Source organism: Cellulomonas sp. NPDC055163 (genome assembly GCF_053607065.1).
The window spans coordinates 375,073-397,415 of record NZ_JBSGSU010000001.1; the positions used below are offsets into that span (position 1 = coordinate 375,073).

General features: G+C 74.7%; 17 protein-coding genes. 13 read left to right on the forward strand and 4 right to left on the reverse strand.

Annotated elements, in window-relative coordinates:
- Genes ACWFNE_RS01625 through ACWFNE_RS01635 form a run of 3 tightly spaced genes read left to right on the forward strand, consistent with a single transcriptional unit; the run spans position 1 to position 2,408 of the window.
- Positions 1 to 825 (forward strand): bestrophin-like domain, encoded by an 825-nt coding sequence (locus ACWFNE_RS01625; RefSeq protein ID WP_452120712.1) that lies wholly within the window; start codon positions 1 to 3, stop codon positions 823 to 825.
- 60 nt (positions 826 to 885) lie between these two features.
- The gene (locus tag ACWFNE_RS01630; RefSeq protein WP_452121125.1) at positions 886 to 1,377 is read left to right on the forward strand and encodes a transporter substrate-binding domain-containing protein; all 492 of its coding nucleotides are present in this window, start codon (positions 886 to 888) and stop codon (positions 1,375 to 1,377) included.
- Positions 1,374 to 2,408, forward strand: coding sequence for a cation transporter (locus tag ACWFNE_RS01635; protein ID WP_452120713.1), 1,035 nt, complete (start codon positions 1,374 to 1,376; stop codon positions 2,406 to 2,408). Before ACWFNE_RS01630 ends, ACWFNE_RS01635 begins: the two co-directional genes overlap by 4 nt.
- A gap of 96 nt (positions 2,409 to 2,504) precedes the next feature.
- On the opposite strand, the gene ACWFNE_RS01640 is transcribed toward ACWFNE_RS01635, so the two are convergent.
- Positions 2,505 to 4,817 (reverse strand): rhamnogalacturonan lyase family protein, encoded by a 2,313-nt coding sequence (locus ACWFNE_RS01640; protein WP_452120714.1) that lies wholly within the window; start codon positions 4,815 to 4,817, stop codon positions 2,505 to 2,507.
- A 390-nt stretch (positions 4,818 to 5,207) separates the two neighbouring features.
- On the opposite strand from ACWFNE_RS01640, the gene purB reads away from it, so the two are divergent.
- Together purB and ACWFNE_RS01650 are read left to right on the forward strand one after the other, a co-directional pair.
- Positions 5,208 to 6,662 (forward strand): adenylosuccinate lyase, encoded by a 1,455-nt coding sequence (gene purB, locus ACWFNE_RS01645; protein ID WP_452120715.1) that lies wholly within the window; start codon positions 5,208 to 5,210, stop codon positions 6,660 to 6,662.
- Between the two features lie 219 nt (positions 6,663 to 6,881).
- Positions 6,882 to 7,724, forward strand: a complete 843-nt coding sequence (locus ACWFNE_RS01650) for a hypothetical protein (protein WP_221196469.1) — start codon at positions 6,882 to 6,884, stop codon at positions 7,722 to 7,724.
- Positions 7,725 to 8,087: 363 nt separating this feature from the next.
- Here ACWFNE_RS01650 and ACWFNE_RS01655 read toward each other — a convergent pair whose 3' ends face one another.
- Positions 8,088 to 9,512, reverse strand: coding sequence for a glutamyl-tRNA reductase (locus ACWFNE_RS01655; RefSeq protein WP_452120716.1), 1,425 nt, complete (start codon positions 9,510 to 9,512; stop codon positions 8,088 to 8,090).
- A 49-nt stretch (positions 9,513 to 9,561) separates the two neighbouring features.
- Between ACWFNE_RS01655 and hemE the strand changes: the two genes are divergently transcribed.
- The 7 genes from hemE to ACWFNE_RS01690 all read left to right on the forward strand — a co-directional run bounded on the left by hemE (position 9,562) and on the right by ACWFNE_RS01690 (position 19,236).
- On the forward strand, positions 9,562 to 10,626 hold the full coding sequence (hemE, locus tag ACWFNE_RS01660) for a uroporphyrinogen decarboxylase (protein ID WP_452120717.1): 1,065 nt from the start codon (positions 9,562 to 9,564) through the stop codon (positions 10,624 to 10,626).
- A gap of 86 nt (positions 10,627 to 10,712) precedes the next feature.
- Entirely contained in the window at positions 10,713 to 12,317 is a 1,605-nt protein-coding gene (locus ACWFNE_RS01665; protein ID WP_452120718.1) for a protoporphyrinogen/coproporphyrinogen oxidase, read from the forward strand.
- Between the two features lie 160 nt (positions 12,318 to 12,477).
- Positions 12,478 to 13,551 carry a hydroxymethylbilane synthase gene (hemC, locus tag ACWFNE_RS01670; RefSeq protein ID WP_452120719.1) on the forward strand — a complete coding sequence of 358 codons (1,074 nt, stop codon included), beginning with the start codon at positions 12,478 to 12,480 and terminating at the stop codon, positions 13,549 to 13,551.
- The gene (locus tag ACWFNE_RS01675) at positions 13,551 to 14,657 is read left to right on the forward strand and encodes a uroporphyrinogen-III synthase (RefSeq protein WP_452120720.1); all 1,107 of its coding nucleotides are present in this window, start codon (positions 13,551 to 13,553) and stop codon (positions 14,655 to 14,657) included. Before hemC ends, ACWFNE_RS01675 begins: the two co-directional genes overlap by 1 nt.
- On the forward strand, positions 14,654 to 15,712 hold the full coding sequence (gene hemB / locus ACWFNE_RS01680) for a porphobilinogen synthase (protein ID WP_452120721.1): 1,059 nt from the start codon (positions 14,654 to 14,656) through the stop codon (positions 15,710 to 15,712). Before ACWFNE_RS01675 ends, hemB begins: the two co-directional genes overlap by 4 nt.
- Positions 15,709 to 17,046 (forward strand): glutamate-1-semialdehyde 2,1-aminomutase, encoded by a 1,338-nt coding sequence (gene hemL, locus ACWFNE_RS01685; RefSeq protein WP_452120722.1) that lies wholly within the window; start codon positions 15,709 to 15,711, stop codon positions 17,044 to 17,046. The genes hemB and hemL overlap by 4 nt, the downstream gene beginning before the upstream one ends.
- A gap of 90 nt (positions 17,047 to 17,136) precedes the next feature.
- Complete coding sequence (locus tag ACWFNE_RS01690) at positions 17,137 to 19,236, forward strand: HelD family protein (RefSeq protein WP_452120723.1); 2,100 nt, start codon at positions 17,137 to 17,139, stop codon at positions 19,234 to 19,236.
- A gap of 522 nt (positions 19,237 to 19,758) precedes the next feature.
- On the opposite strand, the gene ACWFNE_RS01695 is transcribed toward ACWFNE_RS01690, so the two are convergent.
- Positions 19,759 to 20,379, reverse strand: coding sequence for a TetR/AcrR family transcriptional regulator (locus ACWFNE_RS01695; RefSeq protein WP_452120724.1), 621 nt, complete (start codon positions 20,377 to 20,379; stop codon positions 19,759 to 19,761).
- A gap of 174 nt (positions 20,380 to 20,553) precedes the next feature.
- On the opposite strand from ACWFNE_RS01695, the gene ACWFNE_RS01700 reads away from it, so the two are divergent.
- A complete protein-coding gene (locus tag ACWFNE_RS01700; protein ID WP_452120725.1) occupies positions 20,554 to 21,489 on the forward strand; it encodes an NmrA family NAD(P)-binding protein in 936 nt (311 codons plus the stop codon).
- 382 nt (positions 21,490 to 21,871) lie between these two features.
- On the opposite strand, the gene ACWFNE_RS01705 is transcribed toward ACWFNE_RS01700, so the two are convergent.
- The gene (locus tag ACWFNE_RS01705; RefSeq protein WP_452120726.1) at positions 21,872 to 22,339 is read right to left on the reverse strand and encodes a hypothetical protein; all 468 of its coding nucleotides are present in this window, start codon (positions 22,337 to 22,339) and stop codon (positions 21,872 to 21,874) included.
- Positions 22,340 to 22,343 lie beyond the last annotated feature (4 nt).

A 22,343-nucleotide genomic window follows, 5' to 3' on the forward strand; every position in this document is an offset into this window, starting at 1 on the left:
ATGAACGTGCTGCTCGGGGCGCTGGTCGCCGCCGGCGTCACCGCGGTCACGGTCACGGCGATGCTCCTCGTGCGGCGCGGCGCGCCCGCGGGGAGCCGGTTCAGCGACGGCGACCGCGCGTCCGGCGTCTTCGGGGTGCTGGCCACGGGCTTCTCCGTGCTGCTGGGCTTCATCATCTTCCTCGCGTTCGAGTCGTACGACGAGGCGCGCTCCGGCGCCGAGGACGAGGCCCGGCTGGTCGCCCTCCAGCTCCAGACGGCGCAGTTCATGGCGCCCGACGTCGCGGGCGAGCTCAGCGGGCAGCTCGAGTGCTACGCGCGCTCGGTCGTCGACCAGGAGTGGCCCGCGATGGCGGCGCGCACGCTCGGCGACGCGGTCAACCCGTGGGGGGTCGAGATGTTCAGCACCCTGCGCGGCGTCGTGCCCGCCACCGACGTCGAGCAGTCCGCGTACGACCGCTGGATGGACCAGTCGGACGAGCGGCAGCTCGCGCGCCAGTCGCGGGTCCACGGTGCCGAGGGGCTCATCCCGCTGCCGCTCTGGATCGTCCTGTTCGCGGTCTCGGCGGTGATCTTCGTCTACATGCTGTTCCTGGCCGACTCGGCGGAGCGCGCGGTCTCCCAGGGCGTGCTGATGGGCAGCGTGACGCTCGTCATCACCCTGCTCCTGCTGCTGCTCGCGTTCTTCGACCACCCCCACGGCGACCAGGTCGGCAAGCTCCAGCCCACCGCGATGCAGCGCACCCTCGTCCTCATGGACGCCCAGGCCGGTGCGGCGGGCATCGACGTGCAGGTCCCGTGCGACCGCTCCGGGACGCCGCGCTGACGCCCCGATCCCTCGGCGTGCGAGATCGCGGCACACGGGTTGGATGGGCCTGTGACCAGGATGCTCTCCCCCGCCGCGCTCGGGCTCGTCGCCGGGCTCGTCTCCGGTCTCGCGCTCGCGCTCGGCGGCTGCTCCGCGACGATCCCCACCGACCCGGACGGGACGCTCGACTCGCTGCGCGGCGGCGTCGTGCGCGCCGGCGCGTCGGTCAGCCCGCCGTGGACGGACGCCGAGGCCGGCGCGCCGAGCGGGCTCGAGGTCGACCTCGTCGAGGACTTCGCGGAGACGCTCGGCGCGCAGGTCGAGTGGACCGTCGCGGGCGAGGAGGAGCTCGTCGCCGGGATGGAGCGCGGTGAGCTCGACGTCCTCGTCGGCGGCCTGACAGCGACGTCGCCGTGGGCCGACAAGGTCGCGCTGACCTACCCGTACCTGACGGCGACCGGGCCGGAGGGCGAGAAGGTGGCCCACGTGATGGCCGTGCCGTCCGGGGAGAACGCGCTCATGACCGAGCTCGAGCGGTTCCTGCTCGACCAGGAGGTGCAGCAGCCGTGACACGCTTCGGGCACACCGAGCTCCCCGACGAGCAGGAGCGCGCGCTGCGCCGGGCCAAGGTCCTGGCGTGGCTGACGATCGGGTTCCTCGTGACCGCCGTGACGGTCGTGTACGTGACGATGGGCAGCTCGCAGGCGATGAAGGCCGCGTGGGCGGAGGACCTGCTCTCGTTCATCCCGCCGGTCTCCTTCCTCGTCGGGGCGCACCTCGCGAGCCGCCCGCCGAGCCACCGGCACCCGTACGGCTACCACCGGTCGGTCGGCATCGGGCACGTCGTCGCCTCCACCGCGCTCGTCACGATGGGCGCGTTCCTCGTGTGGGACTCCGGCTCGGGCCTGCTCAAGGGCGAGCACCCGCCCGTGGGGACGATGGTCGTGCTCGGCCACCCGGTGTGGTCGGGCTGGCTCATGATCGCGGCGATGGTCTACACGGGCATCCCGCCGGTGCTGCTCGGCCGCGCCAAGCTGCCGCTCGCGGCGCAGCTCCACGACCGTGTCCTGTTCGCCGACGCGGACATGAACAAGGCCGACTGGATGACGGCCGCGGGCGGGATCGTCGGGATCCTCGGCATCGGGGTGGGGCTGTGGTGGGCCGACGCCGTCGCGGCCCTGTTCATCTCGGGCAGCATCCTGCACGACGGGGTGCGCAACATGCGGGTCGCCGTCGCGGCGCTCATGGACTCCCGCGCGATGACGGTCGACGGCCAGGACGAGCACCCGCTCATGGGCGAGGTCGACGCGGCGCTCGGGTCGCTCCCCTGGGTCGCCGAGGTCGGCTCGCGCGTGCGCGACGAGGGGCACGTGTTCCACGTCGAGTCGTTCGTCGTGCCCGTCGAGGGTCACCAGGTGTCGCTCGCCGAGCTGCGCGAGGCCCGGGAGCGGGCGATCCGGCTCGACTGGAAGGTGCAGGACATGGTGGTCGTGCCCGTCGAGGCCCTGCCGGAGCAGTTCCTGCCGGGGCTGCGGGACGCCGAGGACGACGCGCCGGCGGGGATGGGTGCGGGTGCGGGTACGGCGGGACGCGCGCCGTAGGTGCCGGCACGGGCGGGACACGCCCGGTCAGGCGCCGGGAACGCCGCGAGGGCGCGCAGCCGCTGCCGCGCGCCCTCGCCGTGTCCGGTCAGCCCGTCAGCGCGTCGCCCACCGCTGGTTGGCGCCCGCGTTGCACGTCCACAGCACGACGCGCGTGCCGTTCGCGGTGCCCTTCGCGTTCACGTCGAGGCACAGGCCCGACTGCTGCGCGACGACGGAGCCGTTCGCACCCGGCGCGAACCTCTGGTTGGCCGCACCGCTGCAGCCCCAGATCACGAGCGCGGTGCCGGCCGCGGTGCCGCCGTCCTTCGCGTCGAGGCACATCGTGCCGCCGAACGTGCGGAGCTCGCCCGCGGCCGTGAAGGTCCACGCCTGGTTCGCGGCGCCGCCGCAGTCCCACACCTGGACGCCGGTGCCGTGCGCCGACGAGTTCCCCGCGACGTCGAGGCAGCGGCCCGACTGCGCACCGACGAGCTGGACCGTGCCCGTGGGCGCGGGGGTCGGGGCGGTCGTGGGGGCCGCCGTCGGCGTCGGGGCGGGCGTCGCCGGCGGCGTCGTCCCGCCCGGGACCGTGATGTTCGGCCACGGCGCGGCGGGCATCCGGTCGCCGAGGAAGAACGAGGGGTGCGGCGGCTGGTTGTAGGCCGTGTTCTGCCAGGCCAGCGCCTCGCGGTACTGCAGGTCGTGCAGCAGCGTCGGGATGCGCAGGTCCGTCGGCGCCGAGGTCGTGTAGATCCGCAGCGCGGTGTTGTCGGTCGTCGGCCAGATGATCTCCTCGCGCCAGTCGCCCAGGATGTCGCCGGACAGCGAGGGCGTCTGCTTGGTCGAGTTGTTCGAGTGCACGCCCGACGCGGTGAGCAGCCGGGTGTCGCCGGTCGGCGTGTACTTGTCGACGCGCGTCGCGTCGACGAGCTCGCGGACCGCGTCGCCGTCCCACCACGCGAGGAAGTTGTGCGCCGACGGCTTGCGGCCGACGTCGACGCCCTGGGTGTTCTTCAGCTGGCTCACGGCCGACGACCACGACTCGGCGCCCGGGCTGCCCGCCCAGATGTCCGCCGAGACACCGCGCCCGTTGTCGCTGCCGCTCGCGGTCTGCCACAGGACCTGCCCGGTGCGCGCGTCCGCCATGAAGGACCCGGGCTTCGCCTTGTCCTCGTCGACCTTGAACAGCTCGAGGCCGGGCCGCGACGGGTCGAGGTCCCCGACGTGCATCGCGTCGCCGTGCCCGAGCCTGGTGTTCCACAGGCCCTTGCCGGTGTCGTCGAGCGCCATCGCGCCGTAGACGATCTCGTCGCGCCCGTCGGCGTCGACGTCCGCGACCGACAGGTTGTGGTTGCCCTGGCCCGCGTAGGCGGTGCTGCTGTTCGAGTCGAACGTCCACCGCTTCGTGAGCTTGCCGTCGCGGAAGTCCCAGGCGACGACGACCGAGCGGGTGTAGTAGCCGCGGGCCATGACGATCGACGGTCGGGTGCCGTCGAGGTACGCGGTCGCGGCGAGGAAGCGGTCGACGCGGTTGCCGTAGGAGTCGCCCCACGACGAGACGGTGCCGCGCGGCGGCTCGTAGCTCGCGGTCGCGCGCGCTGCGCCGGTGCGGCCGTCGAAGACGGTCAGGAACTCGGGGCCTGCGAGGACGTAGCCCGCCGAGCTGCGGTGGTCGGCGGACGCGCTGCCGATGGTCACGCCCTTGCCGTCGACCGTGCCGTCGGCCGTCTTCATGACGACCTCGGCGCGGCCGTCGCCGTCGTAGTCCCACACCTGGAACTGCGTGTAGTGCGCGCCGGCCCGGATGTTCTTCCCCAGGTTGATGCGCCACAGCCGCGTGCCCTCGAGCGTGTACCCGTCGACGTACACCGGGTCGGTGACGCCGGACTGCGAGTTGTCCTTCGCGTTCGCCGGGTCCCACTTCAGGACGATGTCGAGGTCGCCGTCGCCGTCGAGGTCGCCGACCGACGCGTCGTTCGCGGCGTACTGCGAGCCCGGCGGGCTGATCTTCACGTCCCGGTAGCCGGGGCCGAAGTCGAGCGCCGTCGCGGCCGCCTGCTCGGCGCCGTCGACGACCGCGCGGACCGTGTACGTGCCGCTCGTCGAGCCCGCGTGCAGGTAGTTGGTCGCGCCCGTGACCGGGGACGACGTGACGCGCGTGCCGTCGCGGTAGACGTGGAACGCCACGTCCTTCGGGTCGGTCCCCAGCAGCCGCCAGGTGACCAGCGTGCCGCTGCCGGAGCGGACGCTCACGGCTCCGCGGCCGAGGTTCTCGAGCTGCTTGGGGCTCCCCGCGGCGGCCGCGGGGGCGGCGGCGAGCGGGGCGAGCGCGCCCGCGACGAGCGCGGCGGCGAGGGCCACGGGCAGGGCTCGCGACAGCGGACGACGCCGTCGCTGTGCGGGGTGTGGCAGGTGCAGCAGGGACACGGGATCTCCTCCAGGCCGTCGGCCGTGCGGGGGCACGGCCGTGCGGGTGCCGGTGTCGGCATGCACCGGGGACAGGTCACCTCCGCGCCGCGGCGTGCCCACGGGGGCGGGCACGACGGTGTACGACGATGCAGAAGGACGGTGCACCGCGACGCTAGGCGACCCCGGCGCGCCCCGCGGGCGGTTCCGGATGAGAGTCTTCTCGCCGCGTCTGCGGGTCGACGACCCAGGTCGCCTTGGCCGACCCGGTCGTCGCTCTCCGCCTGCCTGCCGTCGTCCGTGGGCTGCGGCTACCCCTCGCGCGGGCGGTGCGCGCCCACCCTGCTGACGCGCGTCTCTGGGAGCGGATGCGGCGGTCCGGTGCCGCGCCGCTCTGGGATGATGGGTGCCATGCCCGCTGACGCCTCGACGCCTCACGCCCGGACCTCGCTCGCCGAGGTGCAGCCGCCGATCGCGCTCGGCCCGCTCGACGGCCGGTACCGCGCGGCGGTCGCCCCGCTCGTCGACCACCTCTCCGAGGCCGCGCTCAACCGCGAGCGCGTGCACGTCGAGGTCGAGTGGCTGGTGCACCTGGCGACGCAGCGGGTCCTGCCCGGCGCCCCGGTGCCGTCCGACGCCGACATCGCGTACCTCCGCTCGGTCGTCACGGGCTTCGGCGCCGCGGACGTCAAGGAGCTCGCCGCCATCGAGCGCGTCACGGTCCACGACGTCAAGGCCGTCGAGTACTTCCTCAAGGAGCGCATCGCCGCGGCGCCGTCGGTGCTCGGCGAGGGCACGGTCCTGCCGGCCCTGAGCGAGCTGGTGCACTTCGGCTGCACGAGCGAGGACGTCAACAACCTGAGCTACGCGCTCATGGTCCGCGGCGCCGTCCAGCACGTGTGGCTGCCGGCCGCCCGCGCGCTCGTCGACCAGCTCGCCGCCCTCGCGCGCGAGCACGCCGAGGTCCCGCTGCTCGCGCTCACGCACGGCCAGCCCGCGACGCCGACGACGCTCGGCAAGGAGCTCGCCGTGCTCGCGCACCGCCTCCGCCGCCAGCTCCGGCGCATCGAGTCCGCCGAGTTCCTGGGCAAGCTCAACGGCGCGACGGGCACGTTCGGCGCGCACGTCGTGGCGGTCCCGGGCGCGGACTGGCCCGAGGTCAGCCGGACGTTCGTCGAGCACCTGGGCCTGACCTGGAACCCGCTGACGACGCAGATCGAGTCGCACGACTGGCAGGCCGAGCTGTACAGCGACCTCGCGCGGTTCAACCGGGTGCTGCACAACCTGGCGACCGACGTGTGGACGTACATCTCGAACGGCGTCTTCGTCCAGATCCCGGTCGCCGGGGCCACGGGGTCGTCGACCATGCCGCACAAGGTGAACCCGATCCGCTTCGAGAACGCCGAGGCCAACCTCGAGCTCTCGAGCGCGCTCCTCGACACGCTCGCCTCGACGCTCGTGACGTCGCGGCTGCAGCGCGACCTGACGGACTCCACGACGCAGCGCAACATCGGCCCCGCTTTCGGGCACTCCCTGCTCGCGATCGACAACGTGCGCCGTGGGCTCGGCGGGCTCGCGGTGGACCGGCAGCGGCTCGAGCGCGAGCTCGACGCCAACTGGGAGGTCCTGGGCGAGCCGGTGCAGTCCGCGATGCGCGCCGCCGCGGTCGCCGGGGTCTCCGGGATGGAGAACCCGTACGAGCGCCTCAAGGACCTCACGCGGGGTCGCCGGCTCACCGCGGAGGACATGCGGACCTTCGTCGCGGGCCTCGGGCTGCCCGACGACGTCGCCGCGCGCCTCGCCGCCCTCACCCCTGCGACGTACACGGGGCTGGCGGCGCAGCTCGTCGACTACCTCGACAACTGACCGAACGGTCGACATCGCCGCAGGTCAGGGCGTGTGAGAGCCCTCTCACCTGGTGTTCGACCCGTTTCGCGAGGACACAGCCCCTCGGTAAGCGCCACCCGACGGGCTAGGGCGAATGGGTGAAACCTGGACAACCGACCGGTTCGCCTGCACAATCGTGACTCGATCCGGTTCGTCCGGTTACATCCGATTCTCGGCGAGGTTGCCCACGTGACGCTCATGCAGAAGGCGATCACCCCCGCACTGACCCGCGCTCACCTGAGCGTCGGTCACGACCGGGTGGCTGGCTACGTGGTCCGGGCTGACGACGTGGCGTTCGCCACGACCCCCGCGCAGCTGTTCGAGGTCCACGGCCTCGGGTACCCGGGGACGCCGTTCAGCCCGTACGCACCGTCGATCGACGTCCTCCGGTTCGAGTCCTCGCCGCAGCTCCAGTACCGCGACGTGCCGGGGTACATCGTCCCGCTGTGGTGGCTCCGCCACTCCCGCATCCCCCCGGGCGCCGAGCTCGTCCGCGTCTTCGCCGACGGCACCTCGATCCTCCTCGGCCGCTACGGCGACGTGGGCACCGGCTGGAGCGTCACGCAGATCGGCGCCCACCGCCCCGCGCTCGCGTCGCTGTCGCGCTGCGTCGGCCCCGTCGCCAAGTGGCACGGCGCCTACCTCGAGGCCGACGTCATCGACGAGGGCCGCACGGTCACCCTGGCGCTCGCGAACCCGCCGCTCTCCGAGACCGGTTTCCAGCAGGCGCCCTCGGGCCGCTGGTTCCGCCGCGTCCCGCGCGAGGACGTCAGCGAGCTGTTCGAGCTCGACCTGACGGCGCGCTGGAACGGGCTCGAGGTCCGCGTCGTCGACCAGTGGCAGGACGCCCAGCGCTACGTCGTCGCCCGCATCTCGCACCTCGGCGACGACATCGAGCGCGCCGAGCGGCTGCGACTCGACCGCATCGAGGCTGGCGTCTACGAGGCGATCGTCTATGCTGCTGAACTGACAGATATCCAGACAAACCAGGTCGTCCCCGCGACCTGGGCGCCCGGCCCCGCACAGCGCGCGTGGGCATGAGAGCGTTCATCTAGCGGCTCTCGCCGCACCCCCCGAACCGCGCGCCGGGCCTGACTCCCCCCCGTTCAGGCCCGGCGCGCACCTCGTTGTCCAGGACCCCGCGACTCACGTACCCGCACGTGGACGTCGCCAGGAGGACCCGGACACCGGCAGCCACCGAGATCCCGGGCGCAGCTGCTGCGGCCGGGATCACCGGGTCAAGCCACGCACGCCGGCACGCCAGGTCAGCGCCCAGGCCGGGCCACGACCGCCGACCGGCCACCAGCCCAGGCCGGCCCCCGCCGCACATCCACCGGCTCAGGCCAGCGCCCATCGCAAGCCGACCACCAGCCCAGGCCGACCCGCCGCACGCCGGCCAGCGGCTCAGGCCGACGCCTCCTGCGGGCGGAAGACCCCGGACACGTCCGGCACGGGGATCCCGGCGAGCTCGGCGAGCGCCGCCCGGTACGCCACCTCGTCCCCCGCGCGCGCGGCCTCACGCGCGCGGACGGTCGGCCCGTGCAGCGCGGCGCGGGTCCGCCGGCGCAGCGAGCGTGCGGCCCGCTCGTCCAGGGCGACCGCCACGTAGGGCGCGACGTCGGGCTCACCGTCGTCGGCCCCGAACGACGCGGCCGGCACGTCAGGCTCCTCCGCACCGGCGCGCGACCGGGCGTCGAGCCGGACCGCCGCCCGGGCCAGGGCCCACGCCGCCGCCATGGCCTCGGCCTGCTCGGCGCCGTCCACGAGCGCCTGGTCGAGCCCACCGAGCACGCGCCGGCGCTCCGCGACGACCGCGGGGTTCCACTCGCGCACGCGCCGCTCGGCGTCGAACTCCGCGGCGGTCCGCTCCACGATCGCGCGCGCCGCCTCGACCGGGGCGGAGTGCTCGCCGGGCGCGTACTCCGCGACGGTGGTCAGGCTCACGAGGCGCACGCCCGGCAGGTCACCCACGCCGGGGTCGACGTCGTGCCGCAGCGCGAGGTCGACGACGGCGAGCGGACGGTCGACGCCCGCGCGCGCGGCACCGAGCGCCTCGACCTCGAGGACCGCCCCGGCCGCGCCGCTGCACGCGACGACGAGGTCGACGTCCGCGAGCTCGTCGTGCAGGTCCTGGCTCGTGACCGCGCGCACCCCGCGGGCGGTGGCGAACGCGCGGGCCCGGCCGCTCGCCGAGTACACGCGGACCTCACCGCACCCGCGCGCCTTGAGCGCTGCCAGGCTCGCGCCCGCGTAGGAGCCGGTGCCGATGAGCACGCAGCGCACGTCGGGCCAGGCCGGGAGGCCGTCCTCGACGAGGTCGAGCGCGACCGAGACGACCGACCTCCCCGCGGCGCCGAGCCCCGTGGTGGCGCCGACCGCCCGGGAGGCGCGCGAGGCGGCCTGGAAGAGGGCCTCGAGCGCCGACGTCGTGGTGCCGTCGCGCCGGGCCGCCGTGAGGGCGCGGCGGACCTGCCCGGCGATCTCGCGCTCCCCGACGACCATCGACTCGAGGCCGGACGCGACGGAGAAGAGGTGCTCGGCGACCTCGGCGCCCGTGGCGGCGTGGACCTGGCCGGCGACGCGGTCGGGCGCGTACCCGGAGCGGGCCGCGACGACCTGCGCGGCACCCGAGCGGGCATGGTCGAGCGCCTCGGCGTCGTCGACGTCGAGGTACAGCTCGAACCGGTTGCACGTCGCGAGCACGACGGCACCGGACACGGCGGGGCAGCCGGCCACGATCTCGCGTCCGACCGCATGCGTGTCGGCTGAGAGCCGTTCCAGCACCGAGAGGTCGAGGTCGTGGTGGCTGGCGATCAATGACAGCAGCACCACGAGTCACGATTGAATCACCCTCGGGAATGTCCGGCACAATCGAGGGGTGACTCTCCCCTCGACACACCCGCTCGTGGACGGCCGCACCACGAATTCCGCGCTCGTGAGCGCATTCTCCGGGCGGCGCCCCGAGCGGCCGCCGGTGTGGTTCATGCGGCAGGCCGGCCGGTCGCTGCCCGAGTACCTGCGGGTGCGCGAGGGCGTCGCGATGCTCGACGCGTGCCTGCGCCCCGAGCTGGCCTCGGAGATCACGCTGCAGCCGGTCCGACGGCACGGGGTCGACGCGGGGATCTTCTTCTCGGACATCGTGGTGCCGCTGCGCCTCGCCGGGGTCGACGTCGACATCGAGCCCGGCGTCGGGCCGGTGCTCGGCTCGCCGGTGCGCACGGCCGACGACGTCGCCCGGCTGCGCGAGGCCGGCCCGCTGACCGCCGAGGCGCTCGCGCCCGTGAGCGAGGGCGTCGCGCTGACGGTCGCGGAGCTCGGCTCGACGCCGCTCATCGGCTTCGCGGGCGCACCGTTCACGCTCGCCGCCTACCTCGTCGAGGGGCGCCCGTCGCGCGACCACCTCGGTGCGCGCACGCTGATGCACGCGGACCCCGGCACGTGGCGGGAGCTCACCGAGTGGGCCGCGGACGTCACGGGCGCGTTCCTGCGCGCCCAGGTGCTCGCGGGGGCCAGCGCCGCACAGCTCTTCGACTCGTGGGCCGGGTCGCTCTCGCTCGCGGACTACACCCGGCACGCGGCGCCGTCGTCGGCCCGGGCCCTCGCGTACGTCGGCGGGCTCGGGGTCCGGACGGTGCACTTCGGGACGGGGACGGGCGAGCTGCTCGCAGCGATGCGGGACGTCGGCGCGGACGTCGTGGGCGTCGACTACCGGGTCCCGCTCGACGAGGCGAACCGTCGCCTCGGGGGGCGGACGCCGCTGCAGGGCAACATCGACCCCGCGCTGCTCGGGGCGCCGTGGCCGGTCCTCGAGGCGCACGTGCGCGACGTGGTCGCCCGCGGGTCCGTCGCACCCGCGCACGTCGTCAACCTGGGCCACGGTGTGCCGCCCGAGACCGACCCGGACGTGCTGACCCGGGTCGTCGAGCTCGTGCACTCGCTCTGACGGGCGGCGTCGTGGAGCACCGCGGGTCGCCGGGGTCGGGGATCGGGGCTGCGGCCGCGGACACCGGTCGGGACGCCGACGCCCCGGTGGCGTCGCCGACCTGGGGTGCCGTCGTGGTCGGTGGGGGCGTCGCCGGCCTGGTCGCCGCGCGGGATCTCGCGCGCGCCGGCGTCGCCGTGCTGGTCCTGGAGCGGGGGCACGCACCGGGGGGTGCGGTCGGGGCGCACGAGGTCGCCGGGCTCACGCTCGACACCGGGGCGGAGTCGTTCGCGACCCGCGGGGGGTCGGTCGCGGAGCTCGCCGGCGAGCTCGGGCTGGCCTCGCGCGTCGTCCTCCCGGAGCCGCTCGGCGCGTGGGTGCAGCTCCCCGGGCTCGCCGGCCCGCTGCCGCGCGCGGGCCACCTCGGCATCCCGGCCGACCCGTGGGCCGAGGACGTGAGGCGCACGATCGGCCGGGCGGGCGCGCTGCGGGCGAGCCTCGACCGGGTCCTGCCCGCCTGGTGGGCGCCCCGGGGTGACGCCGCGACGCTCGGTGCGCTCGTCCGCGCGCGGTTCGGTCGCCGGGTCCTGGACCGCCTCGTGCGCCCCGTCGTCGCGGGCGTGATGGCGGCCGACCCCGACGACCTCGCGGCAGACTCCGCGTCGCCGGGGCTGCGCGCCGCGCTGGCCCGCGAGGGGTCGCTCGGCGGCGCGGTGCGGTCGCTGCGTGCCCTCGCTCCTGCGGGGTCGGCGGTCGCGTCGTTCGACGGCGGCATGCACGTGCTGGTCGACGCGCTCGTGGCGGACGTCGTCGCGCACGGCGGGGTCGTGCGGACGGGGGCGGACGTGACGGGGGTGCGGCGCGCCGACGCGGGCAGCGACGGGCTCACCGGGGCGGGCGCCGAGCGGGAGACGACGGGGGCCGGCGGAGGCACTGCGCCTGGCTCCGCCGGAGGGGCAGGTGCCGAGCAGCGGGAGCCGACGGTGGCCCACGACGCCATGGCGCCTGACGCTGCCGGAGGAGCGGACGTCGATCTCGGGGGCACCGCGTTCGAGGTCGTGCTGCGCGGGGAGCCGCCGGTGAGCACCGCGCGGCTCGTGCTCGCGACGCCCGCCGCGCCGGGGCTGCTCGCGGCCGGCCTCGCGCCGGGGCTCGCGGGCCACCGGCCCGACCCGGGTGCCGACGTCGTGCTCGCGACGCTCGTGCTCGACGCGCCGGAGCTCGACGCGGCGCCGCGCGGCACGGGCGTCCTCGTGACGCCGGACGTGCCGGGGGTGCGGGCGAAGGCGCTCACGCACGCGTCCGCGAAGTGGGGGTGGGTCGCGCGCGCGGCCGGCCCCGGTCGCCACGTCGTGCGGCTGTCCTACGGTGTCGCCGGCCGCGCGACCGGGTCCGTGGCGGACGACCCGCGCGACCTGGACGCCGACCGGCTCACGGCCCTCGCGCTGCGGGACGCCTCGACGCTGCTGGGGGTGCCGTTGCGACCCGAGCAGGTCCTCGGCGCTGCCCGGGTCGCGTGGTCGCAGTCGCTGCCGCGGCCGAGCGCGGCGCACCGGGACGTCGTCGCGCGGGTGCGGGCCGACGTCGCGGGGCTGCCCGGGGTCGCGGTGTGCGGGGCGTGGGTCGCCGGGAACGGGCTCGCGTCCGTCGTGCCCGACGCCCGGCGCGCCGCGCGGTCGGTGCTCGGGAAAGGGCCCGCGGAAAAGGCGTGACGCGTGCCACACTGGCGCTGACGAGAATTGTTCTGACAGTCGGTCAGCAACGAGTCACATTCTCCGCGCAATTACCGCGACGCCGCCGCGGGATTTCGCCGGCAGCGCACGGCCGCCCCCACTTTTCGACAACCCCCGCCGGGTGGACGACACTGGGGCCATGCCCTCGACCGTTCGTATCGGCACGCGCGCGAGCACCCTGGCGCTCACCCAGACCGGGCACGTCGCCGACGCGCTGGCCCGGCTCGGCGGCTTCGACGTCGAGATCGTGCACGTCCGCACGGAGGGCGACCGGCTCACCGGCTCGCTCGCGACGCTCGGCGGCACGGGCGTCTTCGTCACCGCGCTGCGCGACGCCCTGCTCGACGACCGGTGCGACGTCGCCGTCCACTCGCTCAAGGACCTCCCGACCGGCCCTGCCGACGGGCTCGTGCTCGGCGCCGTCCCGCCCCGCGAGGACCCCCGCGACGTGCTGTGCGCGCGCGACGGCTGGACGCTCGCGACCCTGCCGCCCGGCGCACGCGTCGGCACCGGCTCCCCGCGCCGCGCTGCACAGCTCCGGGCCGCCCGGCCCGACCTCGACGTCGTCGACATCCGCGGCAACGTCGACACCCGCCTGCGCCGCGTCGCACCCGGCGACCTCGACGCGGTCGTGCTCGCGCGCGCCGGGCTCGCGCGGCTCGGCCGGCTCGACGCGGTCACGCAGGAGCTCGACCCCGCGGTGATGACGTCCGCCGCCGGCCAGGGGGCTCTCGCCGTCGAGGTCCGCGCGGGCGTCACCGACCCGCAGCTCGCAGCCGCGCTCGCCGCGCTCGACGACCCGGCCTCGCGCCTCGCGGTCGCCGCGGAGCGCGCGCTGCTCGGGCACCTCGAGGCCGGCTGCGCGGCCCCCGTCGGCGCCCTCGCCCGCCTCGACGCCGCCCCGCCGGACGACCCGTCCGCGGCCGACGCGCGGCTCGACGGCGCCCCCGGTCACGTGCTCACGCTCGACGCCGTCGTGGTCCGCACCGACGGCTCGCAGCAGCTGCGCCGCTCGGCCCGCGCCACGCTCGCGCCGGAGTCCCCGACCGTCGACTCCGTGACCGACGTGCCGGCGGACCCGCGCGGCACCGGGCGGCTCGTCGGGCACGTCGACCCCGAGCGCCACGCCGCCGCCGAGACGCTGGGCCGCACGCTCGCCCAGGAGCTCCTGGACGCGGGCGCGGCCGGCCTCGCCGAGCTCGGTCCCCGCTGATGCCGGGCCGCATCCCCGACGGGGTCCTGCGCACCGACGTCGACCCGGCGCGCCTCGCCGGACCGCTCACGGGCACGCGGGTGCTCGTGCCGCGCGCCGACGACGGGGCCGACCCGCTCGTCATCGCGCTGCGGGCCGCAGGCGCCGAGCCGGTGCCGGTCGCGCTGATCCAGACCGTGCCGCCCGAGGACCCGACGGAGCTCGACGACCTGCTGCTCGCGCTCGGCTCGGGCTGGTACACGTGGCTCGCGATCACGAGCGCTGCGGCCGTCCCCGCGCTGGTGGACCGCGCCGAGGAGGTCGGGACGCCGCTCGCCGAGCTCGTGCAGGGCACGCGCGTCGCCGCTGTCGGGCCCGCCACCGCGCGGGCGCTGCGCGCGGAGGGCGTCGAGGTGGACCTCGTGCCGTCCGGCGCGTCGTCGGCCGCGACGCTGCTCGCCGTGTGGCCGGCTCTCCCGTCGGCTGCAGGCGACGGGCCCGACGCCCACCCGCCGGCGCTGCCCTCGCCACGGACGTCCCCGGACGACGGCTCGTCCGACCCCCACGCCGCCGCGGACCACGACCCCGGCCGCGTCCTCGTGCCGCACGCCGACCTCGCCGCGCCGACGCTCACGACCGGGCTGCGCGCGCGGGGGTGGGAGGTCGACGACGTCGTCGCGTACCGGACGGTGCGCGGTCCCGACCCCGATCCCGTGGTGCACGAGGACTGGACCGCCGGGCGGGTCGGCGCCGTGCTCCTGACCTCGGGCAGCACCGCCCGGAACCTGCTCGACCTGCTCGGCGAGCCGCCCGCGGGCACGCTCGTGTGCTGCATCGGCTCGTCGACCGCCGCGGAGGCCGCCCGCCTCGGGCTGCGGGTCGACGCGGTCGCCGAGGAGCAGACGCCGGCCGGCCTCGTCGCCGCGCTCGTGCGCGCCCAGGCCGCGACCCGGGCCGAACTCGGCGCGACCCGGTCCGGCCTCGCCGCGTCCGGGCACGACCCCGCCACGACCGGGCCCGGCCTCGCCGCGGACGGGTCCGGCCTCGCCGCGGGCGGGTCCGACCCCGCCGGCCCACCCACCCCCAGCCGACCGACCGACTCCCCGTCACCCGAGGTGACCGCATGACGCAGCCGACGACCCCGCCCCTCCCGACACCGCCCGCCCGCCCCGTCTCCGTCCCCGCCCGCCCCGTCCCCACCCCCGGCCGCACGCGCCTGCGCCGCCTGCGGCAGAGCCCCGCGATGCGCCGCCTGGTCGCCGAGACCCGCGTGCACCCCGCCGAGCTCGTGCTGCCGGTCTTTGTCAAGGAGGGGCTGACCGAGCCGCGGCCGATCACCTCGATGCCCGGCGTCCAGCAGCACACGCGCGACTCGCTGCGCCGGGCCGCTGTCGAGGCCGCCGAGGCCGGGCTGGGCGGCGTGATGCTGTTCGGCGTCCCGGAGCACCGCGACGCGACGGGCACCGGCGCGACCGACCCCGACGGCATCCTCAACGTCGCGATCGCCGACGTCGTCGCCGAGGTCGGGGACGCGCTCGTCGTGCAGGCCGACCTGTGCCTCGACGAGTTCACCGACCACGGCCACTGCGGCGTGCTGACCGCGTCGGGCGCCGTGGACAACGACGCGACGCTCGTCCGGTACGCGGAGATGGCCCTCGCGCAGGCCCGGGCGGGCGCCCACCTCGTCGGGCTCAGCGGGATGATGGACGGCCAGGTCGCGGTCGTGCGGGACGCGCTCGACGGCGAGGGCTTCCTCGACACCGCGGTGCTCGCGTACGCCGCGAAGTACGCGTCGGCGTTCTACGGCCCGTTCCGCGAGGCGGTCGAGTCGACGCTCGAGGGCGACCGCCGCACGTACCAGATGGACCCGGCGAACCGCCGGGAGGCCGCGCGCGAGGTCATGGTCGACATCGCCGAGGGCGCGGACGTCGTCATGGTCAAGCCCGCGCTGGCCTACCTCGACGTGCTCGCGGACGTCGCCGCGACGTCGGCCGTCCCCGTGGCCGCGTACCAGGTGTCCGGCGAGTACGCGATGGTCGAGGCGGCCGCCGCGAACGGCTGGATCGACCGTCGGCGCGCCGTGACGGAGTCGGTGCTCAGCATCCGGCGTGCGGGTGCCGATCATGTCCTGACGTACTGGGCGGTGGAGCTGGCCGGGTGGCTGGCGGAGGAGAGCAGATGAGCGAGCAGGCGCCGGAGACCTCCGAGCGGTACTTCGCGCGGGCGCGCGGCGTCATCCCCGGGGGTGTGAACTCGCCGGTCCGCGCGTACGGGGTCGTCGGCGGCACCCCGCGGTTCATCGCGTCGGCGAAGGGCCCGCACGTCACCGACGTCGACGGGCGCGAGTACGTCGACCTCGTGTGCTCGTGGGGGCCGGCGATCCTGGGCCACGCGCACCCGGCGGTGCTCGACGCGGTGCACGCCGCCGCCGACCGGGCCCTGTCGTTCGGGGCGCCGACGCTCACCGAGGTCGAGCTCGCCGAGGAGATCCGCAACCGGGTCCCGGCCGTCGAGCGCCTCCGGCTCGTCTCGACCGGCACCGAGGCGACGATGACCGCGATCCGGCTCGCGCGCGGCGCCACGGGTCGCGACCGCATCATCAAGTTCGCGGGCTGCTACCACGGGCACGTCGACTCGCTCCTGGCCTCCGCGGGGTCCGGGCTCGCGACGCTCGCGCTGCCCGGCTCGGCCGGCGTGACGGCCGCGGTCGCCGCCGAGACGATCGTGCTCCCGTACAACGACCTCGCCGCGGTCGAGGCCGCGTTCGCGGAGCACGGCGACAGCATCGCCGCGATCATCACCGAGGCGGCGCCCGCGAACATGGGCGTCGTCCCGCCGCTGCCCGGGTTCAACCGGGCGCTCTCACGGATCGCGCACGACCACGGCGCGCTGCTCATCCAGGACGAGGTGCTCACCGGGTTCCGCGTGAGCCCGTCGGGCTGGTGGGGCCTCGAGGGTTCCGTCGAGGGCTGGGACGCGGACCTGTTCACGTTCGGCAAGGTCGTCGGCGGTGGTCTGCCCGTCGCCGCGGTCGGGGGCCGGCGCGACGTCATGGAGGGCCTCGCGCCGATGGGCCCCGTCTACCAGGCCGGCACCCTCTCGGGGAACCCGGTCGCGACCGCCGCCGGGCTGGCGACGCTGCGCGCGGCGGACACCGCGGTGTACGGCCGGGTCGACACGGTCGCCGCCGTGCTGCGGGGCGCGTTCACGCAGGCGCTCAGCGCCGAGGGCGTCCCGCACGTCGTGCAGTGGGCCGGGAACCTGTTCAGCACCTTCTTCGGGGAGGACGCGGCCCAGCACGGCGCGCGCGACTACGCGCAGGTCCAGGCCAGCGAGTCGTGGCGCTACCCGGCGTTCTTCCACGCGCTGCTCGACCACGGGGTGTACGCGCCGCCGTCGGGCTTCGAGGCGTTCTTCGTCTCGGCCGCGCACGACGACGACGCGGTCAACCGGGTGATCGACGCGCTCCCGGCGGCGGCGAAGGCGGCTGCGGCGGCGACGGCCCCGGAGCACTGAGGGTCCGGCCCGGCGCGCTCGGCCGACGTCGGCCGACGACGGCCGACGACGGCTCAGAACCGGCCGCCGCGGGGCGGTAGCCTGCCGGACGTGAATCCGCCGGCGACCGACACCCAGGCGGACCTCGAGGACGAGCTCGACGACGAGCGCCGGTACCTCGCCGACGCCCGCGCGGCGCTCGGGCGCATGCGGGACCGCGCGGAGGCGCTGCTCGACGTCGGGGCCGGCACGGTCGGGGACGCGTACGCCGCGGAGCGGCTGGGGGTGGCCCTCGTCCGGCGCGTCCGGGAGCTCACCGTCGACGAGGACACGCCCCTGTTCTTCGGGCGGCTCGACCTCGCGGAGCCTGCCGAGGACGACCCCAGCGACGACTCGACGCGCTTCTACATCGGCCGCCGCCACGTGACCGACGACGTGAGCCACCCGCTCGTGCTCGACTGGCGGGCGCCGGTGTCGCGCGCGTTCTACCGGGCCAGCGTGCGCGAGCCGCTCGGCGTGCTGACGCGGCGGCGGTTCGGGTCGTCGGGCGGGGCGCTCACGAGCTTCGAGGACGAGCACCTCGACCGCGGGAGCGCCGCTGCGGGCGGCGAAGCGGCGGACGGCGGGGCGGCGGCCGGCGGGGCGAGCAGCATCCTCACCGCCGAGATCGAGCGCCCGCGCGTCGGGCCCATGCGGGACATCGTCGCGACGATCCAGCCCGAGCAGGACGAGCTCGTGCGGGCCGACCTGGCGGTGTCGCTGTGCGTGCAGGGCGGCCCGGGCACCGGCAAGACCGCCGTGGGTCTGCACCGCGCGGCGTTCCTCTTCTACACGCACCGCCAGCGGCTGCGGCACGCGGGCGTCCTCATCGTCGGGCCCAACCGCACGCTCATCCGGTACATCGCCCAGGTCCTGCCGTCGCTCGGCGAGCTCGACGCCGAGCAGGTCAGCGTCGGCGACCTCTACCCGCTCGACGCGCGCGCGACGGACCCGCCCGAGGTCGCGGTGCTCAAGCACGACGTGCGCCTGGCGACCGTGCTGCACCGCGCGCTGTGGTCGCGCATCGCGCGCGCGGCGACGCCGGTCACCGTGCCGCACGGCTCCTACCGCTACACGCTGTCCCCGTCCGCGCTCGACGCTCTCGTCGACGAGGCGCGCGCCCAGGCGACGACCTACGGCGGCGGGCGCGAGCGGCTGCGGTCACGGATCGCCGCCGCGCTGATGCGGACCGTCGAGAACCGCAGCGCCGAGGCGCCCAGCGAGTCGTGGTTCCGCAGCACGAGCCGCAGCCGCCCGGTCACCCAGGCGCTCGACGCGGTGTGGCCGGCGACGACCCCCGAGGCGCTCGTGCACGGGCTGCTCTCGGACCGCGCCGCGCTCGCCGCCGCGGCCGACGGCGTCCTCGACGACGCCGAGCAGGAGCTGCTGCTGTGGCCGAGGCCGGCGCGCACGCCCCGGGCCGTGCGGTGGAGCGAGCACGACGCGGTGCTGCTCGACGAGGTCGCCGGGCTGCTCGACCGGCCCCGCGGCTACAGCCACCTCATCGTCGACGAGGCGCAGGACCTGTCCCCGATGCAGTGCCGGGCGCTCGCCCGCCGCAGCACCCACGGGTCCGTGACCGTCCTGGGTGACCTCGCGCAGGGCACGACCCCGTGGGCGGCCCGGAGCTGGCAGGACACGCTGACGCACCTCGACAAGGCAGGCGCCGACGTCGTCCCGCTCACCACCGGGTTCCGCGTGCCGCGCGTCGTCATGGAGTACGCGAACGGGCTCGTGCCGTCGCTCGGCCTCGACCTTCCGGTCACGACGTCACTGCGGCAGGACGGCTCGCTGCGGGTGCGGCAGGTCGACGACCTCGTCGCCGGTGCGGCGGACGAGTGCCGCGCGGCGCTCGGCTTCGAGGGGTCGATCGGGCTGATCGTGCCCGACTCGCTCGTCGAGGACGCGGCGCGGGCGCTCGACGCCGCCGGGCTCGCGTGGGACCGCACCGACGCCGAGGAGCCGACCGGCCGGGTCACGCTCGTGCCCGCGTCCGTCGCGAAGGGCCTCGAGTACGACCACGTCGTCGCGGTCGAGCCCGCGCGGGTCGTCGCCGAGGAGGCCCGGGGCCTGCACCGGCTCTACGTCGTGCTGACGCGTGCGGTGTCCCGGCTCGTCGTCGTGCACCGCGAGCCGCTGCCCGCGGAGCTGGGGGCACGCGACGCCGCGTGAGCCCCCCGGGCCCGGCGACGTTCTCGCGCAGGCGCGCGACCGACGAGCGCTGATGTCTGACGGCGGCGGGCAACGGACTCAGGTCGCCGTCCACCTACGTCCCCACATCGGAGCGGTGCTGCTCGCGGCGCTGCGGACAGACGAGCACGACGCCGCGACGAGCAAGGCCGAGCGGTGTCACACAACTCGTCGGGACAACCTGAGAAGGCTCAGCAGTTGAGTGCGCGAGATGTGAACACCACGAGAGACTGGCACGGCGCTGAACTGCGGTGATGCACTCGAACGGTGGCTTAAGTGCAGCTTTTGGCGCTCGGCGTCCCGCGGGGTGACCGAGTGACCTGGCCGGAGATCGGACACGCCGCGACCTGCAGCGAAGCCGCTCCACGGTCGAACACCGCTGAAACCGGTCGGTCAGACCTGGTTGTCGATGTCCCACAGAACGGCCCGTGTCATCGCCCACGCTGCCGGTGGCGGACAGCAAGACCGCATGACGTCGAGAACGCCGGGATCGGCGCCCGCACCTCATCCATTGCGACCTGAGCGGCGTGAGAGCAACGGGAGTAGCGCCTCGTCGACGATGCGCTCAAAGTCGGCGCGATCGATGGGGTGGCCGGTGATGTGGGGCAGGCCGGTCAGGAGCCCGACGACCACGGCCAGGTCGATCGATCCCTTCGGCCATTCGGGGTCGGCCGGGTCGTGCGCGGCCACCCTCATGGCTGCAGCCGTGGCGTCGATGAACCTGATGCGTAGCGCGTCCACGAGTTCGGTCTGGTCGAGGCCGGTGCTCAGGAGGGCGCTGATGATGCGCTGACGACGGGGATCCATGCATCCCGAGGCGGCGATGATTCCCTCGACGAGGTCATCTCGCAGATTCCCGGTCACCGGGGCGGCGCTGGCGAAGGTGATCGTGTCGACCGCGTCAGCGAGCAGGTCGGTCAGGGTGCCCCAGCGCCGATACACCGTTGACTTGCCGACGCCTGCGCGGGCGGCGACCGCTTCCATGCTGATCGCCGTCGGGCCTTGTTCACTGATCAGGTCGAGGGCGGCTTCGAGGATCTGCGTGTCGCGCCCGAGATCGCGCGTGCGCCCGACGGTGCCGGCGGGGCGCTGGCGCTGAGGCGCGATGGGTTCAGCGGCAGACATGGTCTCTCCAGAGTACGTCGGTGACGCGGCAGTCATGCTCCGCCTCGAGTGTGCGGTACAGCACCGTATCGATACGGTATCGTTTCGATACGGTAGTGTACCAATCCACGCAGGGCGACCTGCTCCCGGCGCTCACGCAGAGTGCCGGTCCACCGACGCGAGAGATACGACGCCATGACTGAAAAGACCAAGAGAGTGCTGGTGACCGGGGCCACCGGGCTGCAGGGTGGTGCCGTTGTTCAAGCGCTCCTGCGTGGGGGCCACACGGTGACGGCGTTCGTGCGCAACCCTGACTCGGACTCGGCCCGAGTTCTCGCCCGGCAGGGTGTCGCTATGGCGACGGGGAATCTGGACGACATCGCATCGCTGGAGGCCGCCAGCGCCGGGCACGACGCAGTCTTCTCCGTCCAGCTCGCAGGCGTCGACCCCACCAACCCCGGCGTCGAGCGACGCCAGGCCCTCAACATCGCCACCGCAGCCAAGCGCGCCGGCGTAAGTCAGATCATCCACACGTCTGTGTCGGGAACCGGATGGCGAAGCCAGCACCCTGGCTACGTGCAGGGAGACATGTTCCAGGCGTACTGGGAGCAGAAGGAAGCCGCGGAAGACGCCGTGCGTCAGTCGGGCGTCGCCCGATGGACGATCCTCAAGCCGGCGTTCTTCATGGACAACTTCCTCCCCGGCGACAACAAGAATCTGTTCCCCGAGCTCCACCACCTGCCTGAGGGAAGCCTGGCGACCTCGGATGGACCCCAGACGGTTCTGGCACTCATCAACACCGACGACTTCGGGGCTGCGGTAGCCGCCGTCGTGGCTGACCCCGATGGGTTCCACGAGGCGGAGATCGAGTTCGCCGGAGACGCGATGACACACACGGAGATCGCCGAGGTCATCTCCGCAATCGCTAACCGCAACGTCACGGCCGTCTTCCGCAACCCTGAGGAGTGGGAGCAAGTTCGCGGAGCAACCCAGAGGGGCGAGCGAACCTGGGACGACCTCGTCGGCTACCCCGCGCGCCCCCACCACGCCGCGCGCTACGGCCTGAGCACCACGACCTTCAGGCAGTGGGCAGCACGCCAAGACTGGCGCATTCCCACCTCCGAGAACTGATCTTCACCCGCTGGGATCGCCGGGTCGTGTCGCTCTGGCTCGTCGCGTGGTTGACGCGGTGTGGAGAGTGCGACGCGCGGCCCACCTTGGTCGACCGTGACGGGTCGCGCGACACCGCGTCGACCAGGTGTCTCCATGGACTCCGTTGACACGCGCAGCGGCTGGCGGCCACGGCGGCGACCGCGAGTCGCGCCACAAAACGTGCTGGCAGAGACGCCGGGGATGATGGCGCGGCGGCAGAGCACTCTCCCGCGCCCTCATTCTCCACTCAGACAGTTAGGAGACACGCCCTAGCTCGAACAGCGGCCCGCGGGGGCGGCCCGCGTACATGGACGCAAACGTTCGTTTAGGTACACGGCGCGTCGACGGTGCGGCGCAGGGCTCAGCGGCCGGGGAGGTAGCGCTCGAGCTCGGTCTCAGCTGCAGCCTGTAGTTCCGGCACGGGCCGGCCCCAGCCGGCGGTCCACTCGTCGGCGAGACCGATGAACGGGCCTAGATCGAGGTCGGGCTCTGCCTCACCAAGCCGCGCGAGCATCACGACCGCACCGGCAGTGTCACGGTCGCGCTGCCACTGCGCGGCGACGTAGCTGGCGACGATGTTCCGGACAGCCAACGGTTCTCGCGGCGGCTCGACCCGAGCCTCATCAAGGGCGTCGCGCAGCAGCTGCTCGAGCGTCCAAGGGTCGTGGCCGGCGTGACCCGCGAGCATCCGCACCGCCTCGGTGTCGACGAGATCGGCGGCCAACCAGCGCGCTGCCAGGCCAGGGAGCTGATCCGTCCTGATCACTCCGACCGTGTGCAGCACAGCGGTCTCGCTGAGATTGGGCAGCGGGCTCCCGTCCGAGTGCATGCCT